Annotated in this window: 2 protein-coding genes; both read left to right on the forward strand. The window is 61.0% G+C overall.

Annotated features, from left to right (window positions below; all coding sequences use genetic code 11):
* Positions 1-583: CpaD family pilus assembly protein (locus tag EN749_RS34890; RefSeq protein WP_128364875.1), on the forward strand; the 583-nt coding region annotated here is incomplete at its 5' end.
* A 38-nt stretch (positions 584-621) separates the two neighbouring features.
* Positions 622-1,911, forward strand: coding sequence for a CpaE family protein (locus EN749_RS34895; protein ID WP_127327690.1), 1,290 nt, complete (start codon positions 622-624; stop codon positions 1,909-1,911).
* Positions 1,912-1,939 lie beyond the last annotated feature (28 nt).

A 1,939-nucleotide genomic window follows, 5' to 3' on the forward strand; every position in this document is an offset into this window, starting at 1 on the left:
CTCGTTGGCCGATCCGCTCGGGACCTGGATCGTCATCGCCGAGAAGAATCAGAAGATCGACCTGCCTGTCGGTGCCGGTGACCGCGGCATGACCGGCTCCCAGCGCGATACGCTTCTTGGCTTCCTGGATGGCTATGACAGAAGTGCCGCCCCGACGCTGACGATCCAGGTCCCGAGCGGATCGGCCAACGAGGTCGCCGCGACCACGGCGGCCCGCGATTTCGCCCGGCTGGCGGTTGCCAGCGGCATCAAGCGCAATCGGATTGTCGTGACCTCCTATCAGTCCGCCTCCGCCGAAGCCTCTGCCCCGATTCGCGTTGCTTATATCTCGGTGAAAGCCCAGACCGATAAGTGCGGCCGCTGGCCCGAAGATCTTATGGAGACATCGGAAAACAAGCACTATGCCGACTTCGGCTGCTCCTATCAGAACAATCTTGCCGCCCAGATGGCCAATCCGGCCGACCTGCTCGGCCCGCGTAAATCTGCCAATATTGATCCGGCAAATCGTAGCCAAGCCATCGATGTTTACCAAAAGAGAGGCATTTCGGAAGAGTTCCTCGGCAATTCGGAAGTGACGTACTGAGCCGCCAGTCTCGGACAGAACAGGCCACGGGAAAGAGCATGACGATGAGCAACCTTGCCTACGACGCCCCGGTGGACGGCAGCGATACCTCGCAGCAGGACATCGCCGCGATGCAGGCGTTGCGGCCGATCCCGCGCATCTCGATCCAGGCATTCTGCGAGACCGAGGGTGTTGCCAATCCGGTCGAGCGCGCCGGCGAGGACCGCCGTATGACAAAGGCGCATCTCAAGGTCCATATGGGCGGCGTTCCCACTGCCATCGAATTCTACCAATCGGCGCCGACGCCCAACCTGATCCTGCTGGAATCGCGCAGCGAGCCCAAGCAATTGCTGGAACAACTCGCCCAGCTCTCGGAATATTGCGATCCGACGTCGAAGGTGGTGGTGATCGGCCACTACAATGATGTCGGCCTCTACCGCGAGCTCATCCGCAACGGCATTTCCGAATATGTGATCGCTCCGGTCTCGATGGCCGACATCGTCAGCGTGGTGTCGTCGATTTTCATCGATCCGGAAGCCGAGCCGCTCGGCCGCTCGATCGCCTTCGTCGGCGCCAAGGGCGGTGTCGGCTCCTCGACGATCGCCCACAATGTGGCTTGGGCGATGTCCTCCCTGTTCAAATCCGAAGTGGTCGTCGCCGATCTCGATCTGGCTTTCGGCACCGCCAACATCAATTTCGACCAGGATCCGGCGCAAGGCATCGCCGAGGCGGTGTTTTCACCGGAACGCATCGATGAAGTCTATCTCGACCGGCTGCTGACCCAGTGCGCCGAGCATCTGTCGCTGCTGGCAGCGCCTTCGACGCTCGAACGCGTCTATGATTTCGATCCCGAGGCCTTCGCGCAGCTCATCGACACCGCCCAGCGCAGCGTGCCGCTTCTGGTGCTCGACGTCCCCCATGCCTGGACGGGCTGGACCAAGAACACCCTGGTCAAGGCCGACGAGATCGTCATCACCGCGACACCGGAACTCGCCAATCTGCGCAACACTAAGAACCTCGTCGATATGCTCAAGCGGCTTCGTCCCAATGATCCGCCGCCCAAGCTGATCATCAACCAGGCCGGCGTGCCGAAGCGCCCGGAGATTTCGCCGTCAGATTTCGCCGAGCCGCTCGGCCTGTCGCCGATGTCGGTCATTGCGTTTGATCCGTTGCTGTTCGGCAATGCCGCCAACAACGGACGCATGCTTGGCGAAATGGATGCCAAAAACCCGGTTGTCGCGATGATCAACGAAATGGCGCATGTGCTGACCGGGCGCAGCGAAATCAAGATTAAGAAGAAGGCCGGGCTCGGCAGCCTGCTCGGCAAGCTCTCGCGCAACAAGAAGTGACGCTTCAGCAGTGGAACCGGTAGTCGAT

Source organism: Mesorhizobium sp. M7A.F.Ca.ET.027.02.1.1 (assembly GCF_004022985.1).
Taxonomy (GTDB): domain Bacteria; phylum Pseudomonadota; class Alphaproteobacteria; order Rhizobiales; family Rhizobiaceae; genus Mesorhizobium.